The sequence below is a fragment of the Hallella seregens ATCC 51272 genome, from assembly GCF_000518545.1.
In the GTDB taxonomy this organism is placed as follows: domain Bacteria; phylum Bacteroidota; class Bacteroidia; order Bacteroidales; family Bacteroidaceae; genus Prevotella; species Prevotella seregens.
In genome coordinates, this window is sequence record NZ_JADU01000008.1 from 93949 (window position 1) to 112960 (window position 19012).

Annotated in this window: 18 protein-coding genes; 3 read left to right on the forward strand and 15 right to left on the reverse strand. The window is 56.0% G+C overall.

The window, feature by feature from the left end; genetic code table 11:
• Positions 1-14 precede the first annotated feature (14 nt).
• The 3 genes from L888_RS0103415 (at position 15) to L888_RS14400 (ending at position 2309) form a co-directional block, all read left to right on the forward strand.
• Entirely contained in the window at positions 15-1148 is a 1134-nt protein-coding gene (locus L888_RS0103415) for a Rid family hydrolase (protein WP_044248540.1), read from the forward strand.
• A 394-nt stretch (positions 1149-1542) separates the two neighbouring features.
• Positions 1543-2046 carry an HU family DNA-binding protein gene (locus L888_RS0103420; RefSeq protein WP_027951883.1) on the forward strand — a complete coding sequence of 168 codons (504 nt, stop codon included), beginning with the start codon at positions 1543-1545 and terminating at the stop codon, positions 2044-2046.
• 167 nt (positions 2047-2213) lie between these two features.
• Complete coding sequence (locus tag L888_RS14400; protein WP_015310466.1) at positions 2214-2309, forward strand: smalltalk protein; 96 nt, start codon at positions 2214-2216, stop codon at positions 2307-2309.
• A gap of 65 nt (positions 2310-2374) precedes the next feature.
• Here the strand turns inward: L888_RS14400 and rhuM are convergent, their stop codons facing one another.
• From rhuM to L888_RS0103500, 15 genes are all read right to left on the reverse strand, one after another.
• Positions 2375-3400 carry a RhuM family protein gene (gene rhuM, locus L888_RS0103430; protein WP_027951884.1) on the reverse strand — a complete coding sequence of 342 codons (1026 nt, stop codon included), beginning with the start codon at positions 3398-3400 and terminating at the stop codon, positions 2375-2377.
• A gap of 100 nt (positions 3401-3500) precedes the next feature.
• Positions 3501-4070 (reverse strand): dTDP-4-dehydrorhamnose 3,5-epimerase, encoded by a 570-nt coding sequence (gene rfbC, locus L888_RS0103435; protein ID WP_005847234.1) that lies wholly within the window; start codon positions 4068-4070, stop codon positions 3501-3503.
• Between the two features lie 52 nt (positions 4071-4122).
• A complete protein-coding gene (gene gmd / locus L888_RS13330) occupies positions 4123-5223 on the reverse strand; it encodes a GDP-mannose 4,6-dehydratase (RefSeq protein ID WP_015310465.1) in 1101 nt (366 codons plus the stop codon).
• Positions 5224-5543: 320 nt separating this feature from the next.
• Positions 5544-6755: a GDP-L-fucose synthase family protein gene (locus L888_RS0103445; RefSeq protein ID WP_027951885.1), complete on the reverse strand. Its 1212-nt coding sequence runs from the start codon at positions 6753-6755 to the stop codon at positions 5544-5546.
• Positions 6756-6777: 22 nt separating this feature from the next.
• Entirely contained in the window at positions 6778-7959 is a 1182-nt protein-coding gene (locus tag L888_RS0103450) for a nucleotidyltransferase family protein (protein ID WP_027951886.1), read from the reverse strand.
• A gap of 73 nt (positions 7960-8032) precedes the next feature.
• Positions 8033-9166, reverse strand: coding sequence for a DUF1972 domain-containing protein (locus tag L888_RS0103455; protein WP_005847226.1), 1134 nt, complete (start codon positions 9164-9166; stop codon positions 8033-8035).
• Between the two features lie 32 nt (positions 9167-9198).
• Complete coding sequence (locus tag L888_RS0103460) at positions 9199-10035, reverse strand: LicD family protein (RefSeq protein ID WP_027951887.1); 837 nt, start codon at positions 10033-10035, stop codon at positions 9199-9201.
• 1 nt (position 10036) lies between these two features.
• A complete protein-coding gene (locus L888_RS0103465) occupies positions 10037-10771 on the reverse strand; it encodes an SDR family NAD(P)-dependent oxidoreductase (RefSeq protein ID WP_005847222.1) in 735 nt (244 codons plus the stop codon).
• A complete protein-coding gene (locus L888_RS0103470; protein ID WP_027951888.1) occupies positions 10771-12117 on the reverse strand; it encodes a Gfo/Idh/MocA family oxidoreductase in 1347 nt (448 codons plus the stop codon). Before L888_RS0103470 ends, L888_RS0103465 begins: the two co-directional genes overlap by 1 nt.
• Before the next feature lie 14 nt (positions 12118-12131).
• A complete protein-coding gene (locus L888_RS0103475) occupies positions 12132-13094 on the reverse strand; it encodes a capsular polysaccharide synthesis protein (protein WP_027951889.1) in 963 nt (320 codons plus the stop codon).
• 35 nt (positions 13095-13129) lie between these two features.
• The gene (locus L888_RS0103480) at positions 13130-14113 is read right to left on the reverse strand and encodes a glycosyltransferase (RefSeq protein WP_005847215.1); all 984 of its coding nucleotides are present in this window, start codon (positions 14111-14113) and stop codon (positions 13130-13132) included.
• Between the two features lie 187 nt (positions 14114-14300).
• Positions 14301-15383 (reverse strand): acyltransferase family protein, encoded by a 1083-nt coding sequence (locus L888_RS0103485; protein ID WP_005847213.1) that lies wholly within the window; start codon positions 15381-15383, stop codon positions 14301-14303.
• A gap of 41 nt (positions 15384-15424) precedes the next feature.
• Positions 15425-16600, reverse strand: coding sequence for an EpsG family protein (locus L888_RS0103490; RefSeq protein WP_027951890.1), 1176 nt, complete (start codon positions 16598-16600; stop codon positions 15425-15427).
• 50 nt (positions 16601-16650) lie between these two features.
• A complete protein-coding gene (locus L888_RS0103495) occupies positions 16651-17892 on the reverse strand; it encodes a glycosyltransferase family 4 protein (protein ID WP_027951891.1) in 1242 nt (413 codons plus the stop codon).
• Between the two features lie 63 nt (positions 17893-17955).
• Complete coding sequence (locus tag L888_RS0103500; protein ID WP_027951892.1) at positions 17956-19011, reverse strand: polysaccharide pyruvyl transferase family protein; 1056 nt, start codon at positions 19009-19011, stop codon at positions 17956-17958.
• Position 19012 lies beyond the last annotated feature (1 nt).

Here is a 19012-nt window from a genome sequence, read left to right on the forward strand (position 1 = left end):
AAACCCCACCCCTCATGACACCACATCCCTACATCGACATCCAGCTGGGCACGCTGCCCTGCACGGAGGGCGTGACCGAGAGCCACGCCCTGCTCTCCATCGCCCCGGCGGGCTTCACCCTGACCTACGAGGAGCAGCTCAAGGCCCTCATGGAGGCTTTCGACACGCTGCGCCGCGAGCTCGGCGCACAACCCGTGTTCAAACGCTACTTCATGAGCGACGCCGCCAACCAGTTTCCCGGCCTCATGAACTATGAGCTCGAGAGTCCCGACTATGCCGTCTCGGCCGTGCAGCAGCCGCCCGCCGGCGGAGGCAAGCTGGCGCTGTGGGCCTGGCTCATGACCGGCGTGCAGACACGCGCCTGCCCCGGCGGGCTCTTCGAGGCCGCACACGGCAGCTACCGCCACCTCTGGAGCGGCGGCAACAGCATCGACGCACAGGGCTCTGAGGCGCAGACCAAGCTGCTGCTCAACGACTACGTGATGCAGCTGCTCGGCGAGGGCTGCACGCTCGAGGCCAATTGCCTGCGCACCTGGTTCTTCATCAACGACATCGATAACAACTATCCCGGCGTGGTGGGCGCGCGCAACGACGTGTTCCGCACGCAGAACATGAGCGACCGCACCCACTTCATCGCCTCGACCGGCATCGGCGGACGGCAGAACAACCCCAAGGTGCTGGTGCAACTCGACAACTATGCCGTGGCGGGGCTGCAGCGCGGACAGCTGCGCTATCTCTATGCGCCGGCCCACCTGAGCCGCACGAGCCGCTACGGCGTGAGCTTCGAGCGGGGCGTACAGGTGGACTACGGCGACCGCCGCCACGTCTTCGTCTCGGGCACGGCCAGCGCCAGCCCGCAGGGCGAAATCATGCACGCGGGCGACGTGGCCGCCCAGTGCCGCCGCGTGTGGGACAACATCGGGGCGTTGCTGGCCGAGGGAGGCACAGGATGGGCCGACGTGAAGATGCTCATCTGCTACCTGCGCGACCGCGCCGACGCGCCGCTCGTGGGCCGCATGCTGACCGAACGCTTCGGCCCGTCGCTGCCCCGCCTCGTGGTGCAGGCCGGCGTGTGCCGTCCCGGCTGGCTCGTCGAGATGGAGTGCATCGCCGCCCGGCCCCTGCACACGGCCTTTGCCCCGCTCTAAAGCGACGCTACACCTTATTATATTAGGGGGCCTCACGGATGATACGAGGCCTCCTCACAATGATGTCACTGTCCCCTTACGGATTGCACGAAGGCACCCCGCGGGCCCGGCGGCCTCACCCGAACCCCTCAACGCGTCGCCACCAGCCGCCCAACGCACAGTCCCCGGCTGTCCGAGCCCATCCTATTGGCCTGACGGCGAGGCCGTTGCGCCCCCTGCAACCTCAAACTTCAACGCCCTGTGGTCTACGCGATAGGCCACAGGGCGTTGGCGTTGTGCCCCCGGTGCCGTATCTTTGCATCGTCGAACAGAGAAAGGATGCATCACTCAGACACTGTGAAGACACAAACACACAACTCATGTTTAACCTTAAAGCAAAGAAAGGAACCGAATTATGGCAATCCGTTATCGAAAAGTACAGAACAAGTTGAACAACAGTCCCACCTTCGGCAAGTGGTACGCCCGCGCCGTGGTGCTCGATACCATCGACACGAAGAGGCTGGCCGAGGAGATCTCGCACTCCACCACCGTGACCTATGCCGACGTAATGGCCGTGCTCTGGGAGGTGTCTGTGGCCATGAAGACCCATCTGCTCAACTCGCAGCGCGTGGTGCTCGACGGCATCGGGGCGTTCAAGGTGGGCATCAGCTCCAAGCCCTCCGACACCGCCGCCGACTGCGACGGCACGAAGATCACCAACTTCCGCATTCTCTACAAGCCCGAGTCCACGTTCAACGCCACGGGCGTGAATGCGAAAGGCCACCGCACCGGCATCTACATCAAGAACCTGCTGGAGGGCGTGACCGCCAAAGAGACGCCCAAGAACACGGTGAAAGACGCCAAGCCGCAGCCCGGAGGCAAGACCGAGAACGGCGGCAAGACCGAGGGACAGGGCTAAGCCCGCGGGGGAGAGGCCGGGCCATGCGGGCCGGTAGCGGCGTCACAACGATGGCGCGACGGCGGGCGGGGCCCGCCAGGACGCACGGCACGCGGCGCGGCTCCGCCGCCCCCTCCCCCTCTCCTCCCCCATGCTTCACTTCAATCTAACTCTGAAAAACACACGACATGAAAAACAAGGAAACCTGGAGAATGATTCTCCAAATCGCCGTCAGCATCCTGACGGCCGTCGCCACCACGCTGGGCATCACCTCGTGCAGGTAGCACAAACGAAAAATCCCGGGGCCATGGCCCCGGGATTGCTGTGTGGTGACGGTTGCGGCAGCGGCTCATCCCGCCCCGTCCGCCCTGTCGTCGCTTGTGGCGCGGCGGCGAGTGGAGAGCCGCCTGATGTCGCGGTCGAGCTGCCTGATGCTGTCGAGACGCTCGAGCCGACGCTGCTGCTGCATGTAAGCCTCGTACTCTTGGGTGGCTTTCCGGACGGCCAACTGATGGGATATTTTGCCCGCATGTTCCAGAATGTTCTTCTCGTTCATGGTGAGGATGAGCCGCAGCTTCTGCACCCAGTCGCGCATATACATGGGTTTCTCGGCCAGGGCCTGCGCCTCGGCATAGGCAAGAAACTGCTCTACGATGAGTTTCAGCCCGCCGATTTCCTTTTCATGCAGATAGTTTTTCCCCACCAGGGCGTCGGCTTTCGTCACCTTTCCCTCGCGTTCGGTCGAGGTGAGGCCCATCATGGGCAGGGAAGCATTGGCACGATAATACACCAACTCGGCCGCCGTCTTGCCGCTGACGGCCCACAAGAGCTTGTTCTGCACTTCCTTGTAGAAAGCCAACGTCTGTTCGTCGGAGGGGTTGTAGTCGATGCTGGTGGCGTAGATGTCCTTGATTTGCTGGTAGAACACTTTTTCGGAGAGGCGTATCTCGCGTATCCTGTCCAGCAACTCCTTGAAATAATTGTAGGACGAACCGCTCTTGAACCGCTCGTCGTTCAGCGCAAAGCCCTTGACGAGATACTCGCGCAGACGCTGTGTTGCCCAGATGCGGAACTGGGTGCCCTGCAGCGACTTCACCCGATAGCCTACGGAAATAATCACGTCGAGGCTGTAGTACTTCACTGGCTTGTCTGAATTTGCAATGTGCAAAAAATGCACATTGCCCTCTTCTTCAAGCTCGCCCTCCTCAAAGGCATGACGGATATGCTTGGTGATGACACTACGGTCACGCCCAAAAAGTGTACACATTTGTGCTTGAGAGAGCCATACCGACTCGTTCTCAAAGTGTACATCTATCTTGATTAATCCATCTTGAGACTGGTATATGATGATGTCGCTATTGCCTTTCTGCTCCATTTTTCTTTTGTTTGAAATATTGATTGCCGCACCCCGCCCGGCATTTCATGTCCGGACGGGGTGCGGGCGGCAGGTGCGCATGCCTCTGGTGGAGCGGCAATCAGTACAGGCTCACGCCGTAGTCGAAGAAGTAGTCGCTGTCTTTCAGCAGCGGATGGTTCGTGTCCTTGGGCGAGAGCAGGGCCTTGTCGGCCGGGATGCGCCAGTCGATGCCCAGGGCGGGATCGTTCCAGGCAATGGCGCCCTCGCTCTCGGGGCAATACAGATTGTCGCACTTGTACTGGAAAACGGCCGTGGGACTGAGCACGCTGAAGCCGTGGGCGAAGCCGCGGGGAATGAAGAACTGCCGCTGGTTCTCGGCCGTGAGCTCCACGGCCACGTGGCGGCCGAAGGTGGGCGAGCCCTTGCGCAGGTCGACGGCCACGTCGAGCACGGCTCCCTCGACTACGCGCACGAGCTTGCTCTGGGCGTGCTCGCCTTTCTGGAAGTGGAGGCCGCGCAGCACGCCGTAGGACGACTTGGACTGGTTGTCCTGGACGAAGCGCACGGGGCGCACCTGCTCGTTGAAGGCTTTCTCGTTCCAACTCTCAAAGAAATAACCGCGGTCGTCGCGGAAAATGCGCGGCTCGATGATGACCACGCCCTCGATTTCTGTTTTGATGACGTTCATTTGTATGCTGAATAAATAGTGACAAGATGTGGAAGGAACCCGTAGAGGGGTGTTATTTTACGATGCCTTTCTCCAGATACTCCTCCAGATTGACGCGCACGCGGGCGGCGGCATCGTCGCCGGCCACCTTTTTCATGTCGTGGTCAACCATGAGCTTGACCAGCTCCTCAAAGGTGGTGGCGTTGGGATTCCAGCCCAGCCGGGCCTTGGCCTTGGTGGGGTCGCCCCAGAGGTTCACCACGTCGGTGGGCCGGTAGAAGTCGGGCGACACCTCGACGAGCACCTTGCCCGTGGCGCGGTCGATGCCTTTCTCGTCGGCTCCCTCGCCCTGCCACTCCAGCTCGATGCCCACATGGCGGAAAGCCAGCGTGGCAAACTCGCGCACGCTGTGCTGCTGACCGGTGGCGATGACGAAGTCCTCGGGCTTGTCGTTCTGCAGGATGAGCCACATGCACTCCACGTAATCGCGGGCGTAGCCCCAGTCGCGCAGGCTGCTCAGGTTGCCCAGATAGAGCTTGTCCTGCTTGCCCTGCTTGATGCGGGCGGCGGCGAGCGTAATCTTGCGGGTGACGAAGGTCTCGCCGCGACGCTCGCTCTCGTGGTTGAAGAGGATGCCGTTGCAGGCAAACATGCCGTAGGCGTCGCGGTATTCTTTCATTATCCAGAAGCCGTAAAGCTTGGCCACGGCGTAGGGACTGTAGGGGTGGAAGGGCGTGTTCTCGTTCTGCGGCACCTCCTCCACCTTGCCATAGAGCTCGGATGTGGAGGCCTGGTAGATGCGGCAGGTGGAGGCCAGCCCGCACGTGCGCACGGCCTCGAGGATGCGGAGCACGCCCACGGCATCCACGTCGGCCGTATATTCGGGCGAGTCGAAGCTCACCTGCACGTGGCTCTGGGCGGCCAGGTTGTAGATTTCCGTGGGCCGCACCTTGCCCACCACGCCCACGATGGACATGGAGTCGCCGAGGTCGGCATAGTGGAGGTGGAAGTGGGGCTGGCCCTCAAGGTGGGCAATGCGCTCACGATAGTCCACGGACGAACGGCGAATAATGCCGTGCACCTCGTATCCCTTACTCAGCAGCAGCTCGCTGAGATAGCTGCCGTCCTGTCCTGTGACGCCCGTAATGAGGGCGATGTTCTTTTGTTCTGCCATGTTTCTCTTATTTTTCTTTTCTCTATTTCTATAATGATTGCTTGTCAAGACGATGTCGTCTCACAGATTCCACCGATTTTTCCCACATCTTCTAATATATAAAAGCCATGTGACACCACGCAACAATCTGTGGAATCCGAGGAATCTGTGAGAATAACATCCCATTTGTAAGAGCCCCACAACACTGCGCAGCTATCTGTGAAATCCGTGGAATCTGTGAGAAATTATCATTTGCGAGAGCCCCCACGATGCCGTGCAGCTATCTGCGAAATCCGTGGAATCTGTGAGAAAAACGCCTCGTTCGTGGGAGCCGCGCGCCGTCAGTCTGCGAGCGACTGGCGGTACCAGGCGTAGAGCCGGGCCACGCCCTCCTCGATTTCCACCTTGTGCGTCCAGCCGAGCCGGTGGAGCTTGGACACGTCGATGAGCTTGCGCGGCGTGCCGTTGGGCTTGGACGCATCCCAAACGATGTCTCCCCCGAAGCCCACGGTGCGCTTCACGAGCTGCGCCAGCGAGCCGATGGTGAGCTCCTTGCCCGTTCCCACGTTGATGTGGCAGTTGCGTATCTCGCCAAGCGAGGGGATGGCCCCGCCGCGTCCCTCGGAATTGTTGCGGTCGACGGCACCGTCGGTCCGTGCCCCATAGAACACCGAGGAGTACTTTTCAATGCCGATAATGTCGGCAAAGTCCACGTTGAGCAGCACGTGCACCGAGGCATCGGCCATGTCCTCGCTCCAGAGAAACTCGCGCAGCGGACTGCCGTCGCCCCAGAGTGTCACCCGATTGTCTTCGATGCCATAGAAAGCCAGTGCCCTGCGTATGCGCTCCTCGGGGTTGCTGCCGTCCACGTTACCCTCGCCGATGAGGGCGCGCAGCGCGTCGGTGGGGTTGATGGGGCGACGGTTCATGTCGGTGCGGATGGACTGCCAGTCGCCCTCATGGATGAGCTTGGCCAGATAGATTTTGCGCATCATGGCCGGCATGACGTGCGAGTTTTCCAGGTGGAAGTTGTCGGCCGGCCCGTAGAGGTTGGTGGGCATCACGGCCATGTAGTTGGTGCCATACTGCAAATTGTAGCTCTCGCACATCTTGAGCCCGGCAATTTTGGCAATGGCATACTCCTCGTTGGTGTATTCGAGTGGCGAGGTGAGCAGGGCATCCTCGCGCATGGGCTGGGGCGCATCCTTAGGATAGATGCACGTGGAGCCGAGGAAGAGCAGCTTCTTCACGCCGTGCAGATAGGCCTGCTCGATGACATTGCACTGCATCTTCATGTTCTGCATGATGAAGTCGGCACGGTAGAGCGAGTTGGCCATGATGCCCCCTACGAAGGCAGCGGCCAGCACCACGGCTTCGGGCCGCTCGGAATCGAAGAACTGCGTCACGGCCCGCTGGTCCGTCAAGTCCAGTTCGCGGTGGCTTCGCCCCACCAGATTCCGATACCCCCTCTGCTCGAGGTTCTTCCAAATGGCCGATCCCACGAGTCCACGGTGGCCGGCAACATAAATCTTGCTATCCTTGCTTAAAGACATGATGATATAAATATATGATAATCTATTTTAAACGACGCTCTCCCAGCAGCCTGGACGGGCTGTGCCGCCACCGCCATGCCGCATGCCAAAGCCGGAATACAGGCTCGGACAAGGCCTCGACAGGGAAATAACGCACAAGGCGCACGTCGCGAATGAGACGGCCAAGATTGCGTCCCACCATGCCGTTGCCCAGACGGCGCACATGGTATTTGCCGAAATTGCCACCCCTCAACACCTCGTCCAGCACAAGCCGACCCCGCCGGGCATCGGGCTCCACCAAGGTATATCGCGAGTCCATGCCGAACTCTTCGGTCAGAATCCACATCACCGCCCCGGCAATGCCGCCGAGCCCCAGGCGGGCGAACAACCCTTTCCATTCGGCTTTCGAGCCGTGGACCAGATCCTCGCTGGCCGTCAGCAGGTAATAATAATCCAGCAACTGCCGCAGCCCGATGCCCTCCTTGAACAGATGTTGGAAGATGTGACTCAGCTGGAACACGGCGTTGAACCTGGCCGTGGGCACGGCCACCCGACCGCCACCCAGCTCCACCTCGTGGGCGAACTGGGCGTCGGCATGCGCAAAAAAGAACTCCTGCAGCCGCCGGTTGTGCCGGAAATTGAACATGAAATGCGGCCGATAATGTATCTCCACCTCCGTGCCCTGATACGCCGGACACTCGATATGATGATAGATGGCCTTTGCAGCAGGCATGAAGCGCCTGATGTAGGAAATGATACGGCGGGTGTCCTGCCTCACGGCCGCCTCCCTTTCTGCGGCCGTGCTGCCGCCGGCGGGCGCAGCCGTGCGCAGCCATAGGTCGATATCGCCCGGCGTGCGGAGCCTGCCGTCCGGGTACATCAAGGCATTGCCCTGCCCTTTCAACAGACAGCACTCGAAGCCCGACTTCCTGAAATTGCGCACGACGGCCGCCACATGACCGTCTATGCGCTCGTTGGTGCGGCTGATGACGAGGCCCTCGCTGCACCAGTCCATCATGACCTCGGCCATCGTTCCGTCATCGCCTTCCACCTCCAGCCGCTTGACTCCCTCCAGCATCACCGCCGTCAGCGACTGCCGTCCGGCCATGTCGAACACCTCCCTCACCCTGTCCGGCGTGAGGGCGGCGGGCACTGCATCGGCCGTTCCGATGCTATAGCGCAGCAACTGGAGGAACAATGGGCAGGAGGAGGACGGGGCTTTCATCCGATTTTAGATTTCAATCCTACAGGTTCAGGCAGAAGACCATAGGCAAACGGGATCCGGCTGTTCCCGAAGACTACAACTGACTGTCACGAAGCATCCACTTGAAATACGCTTCGTGCTGATCCACCAAGTAGTCCCAGGAATACTCCTGACGGATGATTTCAAGATTGGATGCGATGTATTTCTCTTTCTTCTCCCCGGCGATGTCCTCTATATGATTGAGCAATCCTGCAACATCCTCTGCAGATTTATAGTATTCTGCATTGTCACCCAATACGGCTTTGTTGAAGATATTGTCGTGTGCAAGGATGAAACAGTCGGACGCCATCGCCTCCAACAACGAGGGATTGGTTCCTCCTACGCTGTGTCCGTGGAAGTAGGCGAAAGAGAAATGACGTATGCTGTTCAGCTTGTCAAAGTCATAAATGCCCCCGACGAACCTGATGTTCTTGTCATTTCCATAGGTTTTCACGAGCTCCTGCCCATGCTTCGTAGTCGTCTTTCCCACAATGACAAGGGGCTTCTTTCCATATTCCGTCGATTGCTTGTAGCCCTCTATTGCCATGAGCATGTTGTTTTCCGGCTCCATTCTGGCAACAAGCAGGTAATATTCGTTCGGTGTCAGGCCCAGACTTTCCAAATGCCGGACATCGTAATTGTCGTATATGTTGGCACCATAAGCGAGAAATTTGCTCTCTTTGCCGTACACCTCTTTATAATAGTCACGGATGCCCATGTTGTCGGCAATGAGATAATGGCTGTGTTTTACTGCCTCACGCTCTTCCCAATGCACGAATTTCTGCACCCATTTGTTGAATTTGGAACGCTTGAACTCCAGTCCGTCCATATTCGTGGTAAAGAGCGGACGCTTGATATTCTTCACATTAAACCAGATGTAAGCAGGGATAATGCTCGTGTATCCGGCCTCATAGATGATGTCGAACTGCTCTTTCTTGAGTGCATCCCTCAGACAGGCAAAGTCGTAGAAGAAACTTCCTATCGAGCCTCCCATCCATTTCTCAGGCGAATAGATGTGCTTGATGTGGACTCCCTTGTACGCTTTCTCCTGGTAGGGATGGTAATGCGGGGAATAAACCGTAATGTCGTGCCCGCGCTTGGCCAGTCCCACAGATATATATTCGGCAAATTGCTCAAAGCCGCCGTAGTTGTTGGGGATGCCCCGTGTGCTTACAAATGCTATCTTCATGTTCTAAATGCTATGCTATAAAGGGTTTTCGCTTAAGATTCCGTTACGCTCTGGCCGTGAATCTCCACGATTCTGAAATGAATTTTCCGGGCATTTACAGGGGGGAGCTTCATGTAGTCGCCATACAAATGCGACAAATACTTGTCGTATTCCTTGATGCCTCTTAGCTTGATGTCCTCAAAATCGTAGAACGTATCCCGGCCATACCAGGAAGTTGGAATCATCTCCACGGTTCTGTATGCCCCCATAATGTTGCCGGAAATCTCGGAAGTCCACATGTCATGCTTCCGCAGAATGCGGTCTATCTTCTCTTTTTGGTGGTAGGCATTGAACATTTTGTCGGTTGGCAATGCCGTTATCAGCTTCAGGAAAAGCCTTTCGGCAAATCCTCTTTTCCGCTCTTTGTCAATGCCTTTCTTGTAGTGCAAGGCCATCATGGCCCTGTGAGCCATCACCCTGAAGTAATACAGCTTCCTCAGCAGACCGTTGTCGGGCGAACCGTCCAACGGGAAAATGTCGATGGAGACATGGGTGTACTTGCCCTCCGCCTCGTATCTGTTTTCCATCACCTTGGTTTCGGTGTCCTGTATTCTTGTGATATAGTAATGGTAGTCGCGGTCTGTCTTGTAATTGATGAGCCGCAACTCCTTGCTGAGCAAGGAGGGAGCAATCTCCAGAAACCGCTCGTAGTCCTCCCTGGGCATGCCCAGGTCGATGTCGTCGTCCCAGGGAATAAAGCCCTTGTGCCGGATGGCGCCGAGCATGGTGCCGCCCAAGGCATAATAAACCAGGCCGTTCTCATTGCATATATTGATCACTTCCTTGACGATATTCAGGTCGGCCTGATGGAGTCTTTCTATGTTTGTCATCCTATTTTATTCTTTTTGATGCAACCTTGTAGTCGTAGCTGTGCAGCCCCTCCTTGCGGAAATCATGGTGATACCGCTCCAAAACCTCATGAAACACCTCGTCGTACTGCGGGATGAAAAGGTCATCCTTGGCCTCCATGTGCAACAATATGTCCCGTGCGAGCGGTGCCGTCACCGCCAAGTCGGTCTTGCCCTGGCTGAAACTCGTGCCCTTGATGGAGCCCGGACTTACGTTCAGTATCCGGTTGGGGCTTCCACCTTTCTCGAGTTCCACGTTCACACTCTCTATAAATATCTTGAGCGCGGCCTTCGTGGCGCCGTAAAGGGAGAAGAAAGGAGAAGACATGAACCCGGCAATGCTGACCATAACGCCACAGAAGAAATCGTTGTCCGACTTTAATTTATGGTAAAAGTGCTTGATGATTCTGATGACGGGGATGGTGTTCACCTGGAAATATGTGGCTATCATACGCTCGTCTATGTCCTCGAAGAGCGCCAGCCGGCCAAAGCCCGCCGTGATGATGAGCCCGTCTATGTCTTCGTAAGCATCCAGAATGCTGTAGTCTTCGGCCGTTAAATCAAACTGCCTGCTCTCTATTTTAGGGGATGCGAAAGCCTTGTCGAGCGGTGCCTTGTCGATGATATACACCTTTTCGGTTTCGTCTCTTTCGGCAAGGAGGCAGGCCATCGACAGGCCAATGCCATTTGCTCCTCCCACGATCAATATTCTTTTCATCACAATTCTATGAAGTTTTTCCTTTCTGTAAACTGTTCCATAATCTCTGCCATGGCTATGCTTTCCCTGCGTCTGAGCCTTGCCGTACTGAAGCGATGGTTGACGATGCAGGAGATAAACTCCTGTATCTCGTATCTCAACCCCTCGCCATCCCACGTGTAGAAGTACTTCTTGTTCTGGTTCTGGTCTTCGTAGCGGAGTTCATAGTAATCTGTTTTCCACCATGGTGCGGGAACATAGGCATAGCCCTTGGTGCCTGATATGACGAGATTGCCCTCGGTTTTCACGCCCAGTCCCAGCTTGAAAGAGGCCACGGCGTTCTTGTATCTCATGACTCCTTTCGTGTAAACGTCGACTTGGTTGCGCATGCGGGAGTAGAGATTCAGGTTCTTGTATTCCGTTCCCAACAGCCGGATGATGGGAAGCAGCGGATAAGACCCCATCTCGTAGAACGAGCCGCCGGCCTGCCGTGGGTCCAGCTCCCGGAGCGAGGGGTCGCCCCACACCTTGGATTCGGAAGCGTCTATATCCACCACCTCGCCTATCAGTCCCGACTTGATCATCGTGATGAGATGGTTGAAGGCCGGGCAGTGGGCCGTCTTGTTGGCCTCCATGAGTATGACGCCGTTGTCCTCGGCCAGTTTGTAGAGCTCGCGGGCCTGCCCTCCCTGCAGCACCAGCGGCGTTTCGCAAAGCACGTGCCGGTGCTGGCCGATGGCATATTTGGCCTGTTGATAGTGCAAAAGATGGGGTGTGGCGATGTAGACGGCATCGACGCGGGCAACCAGTTGCTCGAACGAACTGCATACGTCCTCTATCCGATGGGCGGCGGCCAGACGGGTGGCGGCATCGCGATCGGTGTCGTAGACACTGGAGATTTTCACCTGACTGACGTAGTTTGCCTCCGGGGGGAACCTGCGGGCGATGCGTCCGCAGCCGACAATGCCGATGCGGATGTCGGCGTCCTGCTCCTCGCGCAGCATGGTAGAAGAGATTCCTTCCGTCCGCGGGAGATAGACTACGTCGCAGAATTCACGGAGATAATCGAAGTGTCCCTCCCAGTCTGACCCGACCGTAAAGATGTCGATGTCGTATTTCTGGACGTCGTCTATCTTCTGTCCGACGTAGTCCTCGATGATGATTTTGTCGGCCAGACCGGTCTGCCTGACGGCTTCCACGCGTTCGAGCACATTGTTCTTGACGTTGAGCTTGCCGCGCTCCCGGTCGAAATTGTCGTTCGTAACGCCCACAATCAGGTAGTCGCCAAGGGCTTTGGCCCGCTTCAGCAGGTTGATGTGCCCTTGGTGAAGCAGATCGTAGGTGCCGTATGTAATTACTCTTTTCATCGTATAGTCAGTTTTCATGATAGCCCTTGTTCGCCCTCAGCCTTGACGATATGGGCATAGAAAGTATCTTCCTGCCGTTCCTTCACCGGGTCGAGCTTGTAGCTGAGCTTGTGGAAGCACGTCTGGCGTTTCCAATCTTCCCAGAGGCTCGGCCGGTAGGCGTCAAAGAAATGCAGGAGCAATATGTGCGGTGTTTCGTTCGTATATGGCGGGATTTGCCGGGCCTCGTCGGCATGGAACTTGCAGGCGAGGGTGAAGAAATGATGCAGCAGGAAATAGTTGAGCAGCCGGTCGTTGCGCTGCCAGTAGGCATAGAGCAGCGTGCGGGTGGCGCGGAGTATGCTGTTGCCGGGCCGGGCCCACATGCACCAGCTCGACATCTGCGTGGCATGCCCGTTTGAACCGGGCTTCTGCGTCTGGTAGACAAAGAGCTCGGAGTCGAGAATGCTTGGGGGAATGTCCCCTCCCGTACAGAGCACCGTGGCGTCCAGCCACAGCCCTCCATGGTTGACGAGCAACTCTATGCGCAGCAAGTCAGAGAAATGGGTCAGCGTGATGGCGCCCGACTCCAGCTTCTCGAGGATACGGGGAGGGAAAGAAACGTAGTCCTTGTAATTGTCTTTCGTGATGAGCACCACCTCCCAGTCGCCGAGGTATTGGCATACAGACCTGTAACACTGCCTCACCAACCGGGGTGCTCCGTCCATGCCTTGCCACCAGAATATCCATACTTTCCGGCTGCCGCACTGCACAGGCGGGGTACAGTCGTCGGCTGCAGGCAGGTATTTTGCATAGTGCTTTTCCAGGTATCGGTAGGTGGAGAGCGATGCTGCCTCGCGAAACAGTTCCAGCCCCTTGTCTGAAAGCCCCGTTGCCAGCAACTGCAAGGGGGCCTTGAACAGGAAGCCGGTGGTGAGGTATTCCCGGAGAAGACTCGCCCCTCCGAAGCGTTTGTACAGATTGAAGATGTGTCCCATGGCGTCAGTGTTCGTAAAAATGTTCGTCTCCGGGCCTATGGCCGATGCTGGCAGCGGGCATAAAACTTCTGGAATACCTGCTTGGGCGTCTTCCCCGTAAAGCATACGGAGAGCGTGTTTCGGTCTTTCCATGCCAGCATGCGGTATCGTTCGGGGTCGGCCTTGCCCCTCGACCGTGCCGTGTGGTAAACGTATTGCCCCACGAGATAGGGCACGTGCAACAGCGTGTGGAGCCAATAGCCCCAGCGCGAGCCGCCGCCGCAAAACAGCATCGTGCCTACAAACCCTGCGGGCCCGGTGGCTGTCTGCACGGGGCTCAGGCTGCGGCCGGTCATCCCCTCGTAGTGCACGATCTCGGCATCTGCGTCCACCCAGCACTCGTATCCCCGCCGGCGCAGGGTGTAGCTCACGGCAATGTCTTCCGGGGTGAAGAAGTATTGCTCGTCGAACCACCCTATTTCCCTGAACACACTGGTCTTGATGAGGAAATAAGCACCGATGATGTCGTGGCTCTTGAATATGCCATGGACGGGATTGCGCCTGTTTATCCTCCGCTCGTTCCACAGTCCGAAAGCTCCCAACGTATAAGTCAGGGGCGTGTGTGCCGCCCTGCCGCAATACTGTATCCGGCCATTGCCCAGGATGCCCTTGGGGCTCACCACGGCTACCTGTGGGGGCAACGCCTCGATGGTCTCCACCAGTTTGTCCACGCAGGGCATCTTCAGCTCCGTGTCGTCGTTGATGACCAGGCAGTATTTGCCGGCAGCCCGCCGCAGGGCCAGGTTGTTGTTCTCGGAGAAGCCCCTCGTCTCGTTGCTCTCAATGATGGTCGGCCAAGGATAGGCGGCCCTGATTTTTTCGAGGTTTTCCCGACTGAACAGGTAGGCCACAACGAGGCATTCGTAGCTGACCGACGTATATTTCCGTATGCTGTCAAGGCAGCGGCAGAGGTTTTCGGGATTGTTCATGCAGACAATCACTATCGAAACCGTGGGCGAGAGTGTGCTTTGATCGTTCATGTGTGTGGTGCGGTGTAGCAGAAAAAGGCGCAAACGCGTGGCGAAACCGCCGTTATGGCGATGCGAACAAGCCGTATTCGCAATGCGTGTACGGCTCGAACGCCGGGCGAAAAAGCCGTATCGGCAGCGGCATCAGGCCGCCGTGGGAATGCGCGGGCCATAGGCCGGCACTCCGTCGGGCGCGAGCCTATCTCAGAAACGACAGGGCAGGGATTCGCTTTCCAATGGCAGGGAAGGCTATGTTCTTGACCAGAAAGCTGAACGCGACGGCCAGCGATATGCCCAGCAGGCAGTAGGTCCAGTAGAGCAGCTGCGGGTTTTCTATCATTCTTTCCAGGTGCGCTTTCTCAAGCAGTCGGAACATCATCATGTGACACAGGTATATTTCCATGGACAGAGCGCTCAGGAATGTCATGATTCGGTTGTCCAGCAACTTCGTTTTCAACATGCGGAATCCCCCGGTCATGGCATAGAGTATCCAGAAAATGAAGATTATCAGGATGAAAAGAATGTTCTCTCCGAATATCTTGGGGGCGACATGGATTTGCAGTGCCGTGCAAACCACCGCCGCCAGCAGGTAGGCAAACCTAAGCTTGGCGTTGCCAAGCGGCTTTCGATAAATGTAAAGCAAGCCGCCGCTGATAAAGAATGGGAAGCTGAACACGATGTTGTGCCGGTAGTTTATGATTTCCGAGGGAAGCACAAACTGCTCCGTAAGGAAATAGTTGACGACCAGCAGGTGCATCGCCAAGGCCACGCCCCACGCAAACCATGCCCGCCGACGGTCTTTCAGGATATAGACAAACCAAGGGAACAGCATGTAGAACACGAAGACTACGCCGACAAACCATCCCACGCCAATGACGTGTATGTCTGGATTGGGAAGGAAATTGAAAGCCAGTGTCAGGTCTGCAAAGCCTTGATAGAGCTCCTCACGGGTGGGATTCATCAGCAAATCTATCAGCACAAGCAGGGCGAAAAACGGAAATATCCGGCTGTATCGCTTGTTGTAGAAGCGCTCGGCGTCGAACGACGAACGGCCGGCCTCAACATCAAACTTATGGTAATATCCGCAGCACATGGAGAAAGCGCTGAGGATAAAAAACATAAAGACAAACATTGTAAAGAACGGAATTGCCCGCTCGTACAGAATGCCGCTGTGCCGCAAGGCCGCCGCGGTGGCGTCGTTCATATTGACAAGGTAGTGCATCATGGCGATGCCGAATGCGCCTATGGCGCGCAAACCGTTGAAACTGTTGTATCTTTCCATGAAGTTGTGGGGAATGTGATGGCACGGCCGAGGGCCGCGGGTCAATAAAGTATGCCGTCGAACAGCCAGCTGTGATAGGGAACGACGATGAGTCCCTCTGCCGAAAAAGCCGTCTGCACCAGCAGCTGCGTGGTCACCTTATACATAAAGTAGGCGAAGATAGGGACCGAAAAGCCTATCTGCACTTTCAGTTTCTGGCCGTGGAGGGCGTTGGGAATGACGATAATAACAAGAATGGTGAGATAGAGTATCAGTCGGCTCCACATCAGATTGTTGTAGAACAAGTTGTTGGCCAACACTCCCCAGAGGAACAACTGATTGTACCACAGCTTCAGCTTGTCGTTCGTTTCAAGATAAAGCAGCATGAAAGCAATTGCCATGAACGGGAGCAGATTCATGTTCAGCCAGCCCTTGCCCTCGATAAACCCGAAACTGAGGCTTCTGTAATTCTCATAGTGGCCGAAGTTGATGGCATTGGAGGCAATGGCAAGTATCTGGTTGACGAACGTGATGTTGAGGACACTCAGGATGTAGGAGGAGGCCAAGACTATGAGCCAGAAGCTCTTTTTGAAAGGCTTGAAGTAAGCGACAAGGATGAACGGCAAGGAAAACAATACCGACTTGTGGGTAAGGACGGCTACCATATACAGTGCTCCGGCCAGGATATACTTGCGCTTTTTTCTGGCCGTATTGGAAAAAAAGAGGTAGATGGAGACGAAGTAGAAGCTCATGGCAGTGCACTGCCGCATCATGCTCATGTAGAGAAACAGGGTGATGCTGGCCGTTCCCGCCATGAGAAACAGGAGGAGGGCATACAGCTTGTTCAGGCTCGTCTTCGTGATAAGATAGAACAAGCCGTAGCAAGAAATCAGGGAATCGGCAAAGATAAAGAACTTATCGTCGGTGGAAAGGTCGCGGAGAAATCTCCCGATAAACTCAAATGCCGGGTCGGTGGCTGCGCCCTGGTAATGGAAATTGGGGCTTCTGAAGAAGTAAACATAGGATATGGTGTCGGTCCCTACAAGGGCATCCCTGGTGCCTATGAACAAGAACACAAGCAGTGCATAGAGCCAAAAGACCCTGTTTTCGATTTTCTGCCTTGGAGATATGCCGCCCGGCCCCGTCGCCCTGACGTATCTATGCAGGTAGAACTGTATGACAATGAAAGAGAGAATAAAAAAGGAATACAGAAGTATATAGGGTCTGAAGATGTCCATTCTATGAAAATTATGCCATTATTCTTCGGTTAGGGTGCGGTAAAAGCGTGTCAGGCCGTCTGTTCCGAAATGATTTCGCGGTATATGCCGGCGAGTGTACGGACGATGTGCTCCGGGTTGTGGCGATCGTGGGAGAGCCTGTACTCGTTCTCGCTCAGCTCCTGCATCCTTGCCTTGTCTCCGTACAGGTCCATGATTTTGAAGGCAAGGGTGTAGCTTTCGTTATAGGGATAGAGGATGCCCGTGGTGCCGTCTTCCACCAACTGGGGGATTCCGCCGACGTTGGCGGCTATGACGGGTGTGCCTATAAGCTGCGCTTCGCAGAGCGTGTTGGGCGAATTGTCTATGATGGCAGGGTGGATGTACAGGTCGGCATCCGCCAGTTCTTCTGCTATCCGCTCGGCACCGACGCGCCCTATCAGGTTGACGTTCACGTCTTTGTGGGATATGCCGGTTCGTTGCTCGTAGGCACGGAGGTCGTTCTCGGTGGATGTCAGCCGCCACTCAAAGTCGGCGTGCAGCAGTTCTGTCAGTATTCGGGCCGTCTTGAGGATGATTTCGTTGCCTTTCAAGGTGCTGCCGCTTCCTATGGTGACGAGTCGCAGCTGTTTGTGGTCGTGGAGCACCCATCGCCGGGCGGCGTCGTAGATCTGCGGACGGATGGCTTCGGCACAGTGGAAATACCTGCTTCCCGGAGAGAAATACCTGACGATGCTGCGATCCCACTCGGTCCGCCCCATGAAATATCTGTTGGCTTTCATCTCCTCCCGCTCCATCGTGCAGCGTATTTGAGCCTTGCGTTTGCGGAAAAAGGCATAGCGGAAGATGCTGAACGGATTGTAATGCTTCTCGTGATAGATGTCTGCCTTGTGGGTGACCATACCGGCCATGTCGGTGTATATGTTCTGAAAACCCATGATATGGACCACCATCGGCGTGCTGATTTCCTGCGCCAGAAGGCTGTAATGCCAAAGCTCCGTGCCAAAACAATGGATGATGTCGGGGCGGAAGTCTGCAATGGCTTCTTTGTAGTGCCGCTTCAGCATCTCGTATTCTTTTCTCGGAGACTGCGTCGCTTTCAGCTTGTCTGTCAGCGTCTGCCTGATATTTGCAGGATAATAGGTGAATCCGTCCTTGACGGTCTTGCCGTCTGCACGCGTATATTCAAAGCACAAGGCTGTCTCCATATCCCCTCCATAACGCTGCACGGCCCTTTGAAGAGCCTCCACCCAGGTGCCGTAGGGGGTCGGTGCGTAAAGTCCCGGCGAGGGAGTGAACCATAAAACTTTCATGATTGACCGTCTTTTACGTGTGTAATCTTGTATCTGCGAGGATTGCGAATCGATGGGCAGGCCTCATAATGGGGAAGAATAGTAATTATCCTTAAACCAAGATGGGTTGACGATTTCTTGCCCATTTCGCGCCAGAATCTCCATGACACGGGAATAAACACCGTCCAGGGTCTCCTCAAAATAAATGTTCTTTCCAAACTCTTCTCGTGGAAACCACTTGACTCCGCTGGAAAGCTTGTGGTCGCCGGAGGAGATAACGACGACCGGGGTATTGACTATTTGCGAGAAAATAGTGCCGTGATAGCGGTCGGTGACAACCACTTGGTACTGTGCCAAACGCCTGAGCATCTTGCGGATGAGCTTTTCGCGCTGCGTTTCCCAGGCACTTATCGGTGCCTCGATGGTCGTGTCGCACTGGAATGTCCTGATTTTGCCGAACCTTTCTTTCAAGGCTCGCAGCTGCTCGTCCGAGTAAAACTTCTCGCCATCGTTGCGAGTGCAGAAGCAAATGCCCCGCCGTGGCAGATGATAATGGAAATCTTTGTTGCCGATTAACGACGTCACCACGTCAGGCATGAGCCTTAACTTGACTTTTGGGAATAGTTGCTGTGCCTTTGCATAAGAAACATCGTCACGGCAAATCAAAGTCAAGGAGGGGTGATTATTGAAGCATTGGGCAACGACATGCTGGAACCAGTCGGCCAAAAGATTGACCGTCTGGGGCAGAATGGTCACCGGATGGTCATAAAAAGCATTGACCACGTCTTGAATGAACGGGAGTTCGGGATGAGGATCGTAGAGCAGATAACCGCTGTGGACAAACACCAGGTCGTCTTTCTTTATCTTTTTCTTGATCTCGAAAAGCGTGGACAGCCGGCGATACCGCGTCGGAACGCAGATGATGCGATGGTTAGGATACCACTCTTTAAAAAGTCGCAGCCAGCAGAACAACTGTGCCTGGTCGCCCAAATTGCTATGCGTCGGTGCACAAAAAAGGTAGAGTGTTCTGGCGGCCGGGTTTCGTTTTATCTCGTCTTGCAGTTTGTCGGCCTGCCTGTTACAGTAAATATCAGTAAAGATATTGCCTATTTTTCTTTTTATCTTTGCTAATGCGCCCATT

Excerpts from the sequence above, each read along its gene's own strand:
- L888_RS0103415 (WP_044248540.1), top strand. The coding sequence starts at position 15 with ATGACACCACATCCCTACATCGACATCCAGCTGGGCACGCTGCCCTGC.
- L888_RS0103420 (WP_027951883.1), top strand. The coding sequence starts at position 1,543 with ATGGCAATCCGTTATCGAAAAGTACAGAACAAGTTGAACAACAGTCCC.
- L888_RS14400 (WP_015310466.1), top strand. The coding sequence starts at position 2,214 with ATGAAAAACAAGGAAACCTGGAGAATGATTCTCCAAATCGCCGTCAGC.
- rhuM (WP_027951884.1), bottom strand. The coding sequence starts at position 3,400 with ATGGAGCAGAAAGGCAATAGCGACATCATCATATACCAGTCTCAAGAT.
- rfbC (WP_005847234.1), bottom strand. The coding sequence starts at position 4,070 with ATGAACGTCATCAAAACAGAAATCGAGGGCGTGGTCATCATCGAGCCG.
- gmd (WP_015310465.1), bottom strand. The coding sequence starts at position 5,223 with ATGGCAGAACAAAAGAACATCGCCCTCATTACGGGCGTCACAGGACAG.
- L888_RS0103445 (WP_027951885.1), bottom strand. The coding sequence starts at position 6,755 with ATGTCTTTAAGCAAGGATAGCAAGATTTATGTTGCCGGCCACCGTGGA.
- L888_RS0103450 (WP_027951886.1), bottom strand. The coding sequence starts at position 7,959 with ATGAAAGCCCCGTCCTCCTCCTGCCCATTGTTCCTCCAGTTGCTGCGC.
- L888_RS0103455 (WP_005847226.1), bottom strand. The coding sequence starts at position 9,166 with ATGAAGATAGCATTTGTAAGCACACGGGGCATCCCCAACAACTACGGC.
- L888_RS0103460 (WP_027951887.1), bottom strand. The coding sequence starts at position 10,035 with ATGACAAACATAGAAAGACTCCATCAGGCCGACCTGAATATCGTCAAG.
- L888_RS0103465 (WP_005847222.1), bottom strand. The coding sequence starts at position 10,771 with ATGAAAAGAATATTGATCGTGGGAGGAGCAAATGGCATTGGCCTGTCG.
- L888_RS0103470 (WP_027951888.1), bottom strand. The coding sequence starts at position 12,117 with ATGAAAAGAGTAATTACATACGGCACCTACGATCTGCTTCACCAAGGG.
- L888_RS0103475 (WP_027951889.1), bottom strand. The coding sequence starts at position 13,094 with ATGGGACACATCTTCAATCTGTACAAACGCTTCGGAGGGGCGAGTCTT.
- L888_RS0103480 (WP_005847215.1), bottom strand. The coding sequence starts at position 14,113 with ATGAACGATCAAAGCACACTCTCGCCCACGGTTTCGATAGTGATTGTC.
- L888_RS0103485 (WP_005847213.1), bottom strand. The coding sequence starts at position 15,383 with ATGGAAAGATACAACAGTTTCAACGGTTTGCGCGCCATAGGCGCATTC.
- L888_RS0103490 (WP_027951890.1), bottom strand. The coding sequence starts at position 16,600 with ATGGACATCTTCAGACCCTATATACTTCTGTATTCCTTTTTTATTCTC.
- L888_RS0103495 (WP_027951891.1), bottom strand. The coding sequence starts at position 17,892 with ATGAAAGTTTTATGGTTCACTCCCTCGCCGGGACTTTACGCACCGACC.
- L888_RS0103500 (WP_027951892.1), bottom strand. The coding sequence starts at position 19,011 with ATGGGCGCATTAGCAAAGATAAAAAGAAAAATAGGCAATATCTTTACT.